The organism is Paenibacillus zanthoxyli JH29, assembly GCF_000520715.1.
Taxonomy (GTDB): Bacteria; Bacillota; Bacilli; order Paenibacillales; family Paenibacillaceae; genus Paenibacillus_AQ; species Paenibacillus_AQ zanthoxyli.
In genome coordinates, this window is the sequence record NZ_ASSD01000479.1 from 1 (window position 1) to 2723 (window position 2723).

The window sequence follows — 2723 nt, forward strand, 5'->3', positions numbered from 1 at the left end:
GAAATTAAGTTGTGTTAGTGGATTGGACATCCGTACTTTTTTTTACAGACATGCCCTTCTTCTGCTGTGAGAAGAAGTGAGCCGAAGCGGCGGTGACTTGCCGACACTGGCAAGGTGACGTAGTCCGCGGGAAACGGGGCTTGCGGCGAAGCGATTACGCCAAGATGAGTCTCTAGGCTGAGCATGGGAAGGCTGAGGAACACGAACCTATTAAACCGCATCTGAGGGTTGAAATGTCACCCCTGCCTACATCGCTTAACAGGCAGGTCACGGACTGAACTGCCGTTAGCCGCATTGACGGCATTCACGAAATCCGGTCAAACATGTAAGTTGATCGGATGGGATTCACGGAGAGTGCATGGCTAGACCGCGATGTCCGCGACGACTTGCAGAATGCAAGGATAAAGACTGCGATAGGCAGCCTAACCCATGTGTGGAGTCCAGCATGTGAAACTGGGGAAAGTCAGCGATAGCGGAACTCCTCGCTGGTTTCCAGCCACTTGACTAAATCCTTGATATGGGCATCCCATAGGCATAGCTTATCCCAGTTCAATACTCTTCAGCCAATTAAAAATATAATGCTGAGCCCATAAAAGGTTGTTGACCTGGCAGTGAGCATCGGCTCCCGTTGCTGCAGCAAATTCCAGTATTTTTGACGCCGGCCGTCTTTGTTTTATCGATTCATAAACAATTCTTGCCTGCCGCATTGTTTCCCCATCTTCACTCATACCGACCAAAAATAGGGACGGAACATTGATCTTCTCATAATCCGCGATACCCGTAACCTTGAATATTTCCAGAACAGAGGCAAGCCCTCCGGGTCCGAACTGCCAGTTATACTTCTTTAATGCACTTTCCAATGTCGGATTCAAGTTACCGGCTATTCCCAACAAGGTTCTTTGAAGCCAGCCCGACGGATTACCGGTGAGTAAGGCCGGCATCGCTCTTTCTATTGTTATTCTCATGTCAAATATAGGTGTGCTCGCAATCCAGGCATCAATTCTCTTCTCCCGTGACAGAAACATTGTGGTAAAATAGCCGCCTCCGCTGTACCCTGACAGTATCTTTTTCCCTTTAAAACCTATTATCTCCATCTGGTCAAGTACGGCTGACAGTGCGTTTACTGTATCTTCGCCAAAATGCATTCCCGCATAAGGTGTTTTCCCTTGACCGGGCAAATCAACTAACAGGACATTGTACCCATTCTTTATAGCTTCCGAACCGCCGAAGAAATATAGATCTTCGCGGTATGTATCGCCCCCGCCGATAACAATATACAATGCTTTTTCATCAGACAATGGTGCTGTCATATATCCAGGAAGCTTTTTACCTTTAAAATCAAAATCGTAAGGCTTCAAACCCGTCTTCAAAAAATCCATTGCTTTTTGAAAAGCATCCTCCATTATTTTTACCGTATCAATTGCATGTTCTGAAGCAGGATCACACATATGAAGCACCGACCTAGCCGCATGAGCACAGGCCAGATATTTCATTCCGGCTCCGTTGTTATCTCCGGCATCAGAGCATTCCTCAGCCATTTTTCTCTGAAACCTCATACTGTCTGTGAACGCTTCCACCCATGAGTCGGGCTTTCCATCCTGGATTTTATTCAGGCAATCATAGATCTCACCTGCCGACAATCCGCCTATCTGACTATATCCAAGAAGCCATCCGGCGGCAAAATCCATGGTTCCGTTGTTGAAATAATAGTGGTGGGATTGCCTTTTACCTACATCCTTTTGCTTTTTCACTATAAATCCCTTCCTTTCTCATTCTCTTGATAGCCTGGAAAGAGCACTGAGCAACTCGCTTTTTACAAGATGGATCCCCCTGGTTTCGATACCTAGGGATTTTGTAAATATGTCTTCCAATGCAGCAATATGCCGCTTCATCTTCTCTTCATCCTCTATAAGACCTTCTTCAAAGTCATATAAGGAAGCAATCATTCGAAATAAAAGCTTCACAGTCTCTTCAGGAAATTCAACTTTCATACTGCCCTTGGAAATACCCTGTTTTACGATCTTTACAAATACCGGAACATATTTTTCCCACATCATGACATTATGCTTGTGAAAATGAGGATTGATATCCCGCTCTCTGAAAAAAACCTGGATAATCTTTGTCTTTGGCATTTTCATATGAAACTGCATTTCCGAAAACAACTGTATTTTTTGAAGTGCATCGATATCATCCATTTCCGCTATTTCTTCCGCGGCTTTTACTGTCTCATTGGTTATGCGGTCAATAATGGCAATAAAGACATCATTTTTCGATTTGAAATGATGATAAAAACCACCCTTGGACAAACCGGTACGTTGGAGAATCCCTTCCACTGTTGTATTCTCGTAGCCTTTCTCAATAAACAGCTCTTCGGAAGCTTGAATTATTTCATTCTTTCGGATTTCTGGATCTTTTTGCCGTATCATTTTATACCCTCCTATCAAGACCGACGTCGGTCTGTAATCATAATATAAAAAATGGCATATGAATTGTCAATCATATGTATCATTTAGCAGAATTTTTTACACTGCCATTATCATTTAATGGAATATAAGAAAATCGATTGCTCACATGATGTCAATGTAATAAACTTATTTTTTGTTTATATGAAAACAAAGGCATTAGGATTATTTCATCTCAATGCCTTTGGAATTTCTTATCTGAAATTGCGTTTTAAGGTAGTCATCTTGAACCTCTCATGACTAAAGTCACGAGATTCTTGG

2 protein-coding genes are annotated in these 2723 nt (G+C 42.9%); both read right to left on the reverse strand.

Features of this window, described 5'->3' with window-relative positions:
* Nucleotides 1-539: 539 nt before the first annotated feature.
* Nucleotides 540-1751 (reverse strand): alpha/beta hydrolase family protein, encoded by a 1212-nt coding sequence (locus L691_RS0118370; protein ID WP_025691869.1) that lies wholly within the window; start codon nucleotides 1749-1751, stop codon nucleotides 540-542.
* Nucleotides 1752-1769: 18 nt separating this feature from the next.
* On the reverse strand, nucleotides 1770-2426 hold the full coding sequence (locus tag L691_RS0118375; protein WP_025691870.1) for a TetR/AcrR family transcriptional regulator: 657 nt from the start codon (nucleotides 2424-2426) through the stop codon (nucleotides 1770-1772).
* Between the last annotated feature and the right edge of the window lie 297 nt (nucleotides 2427-2723).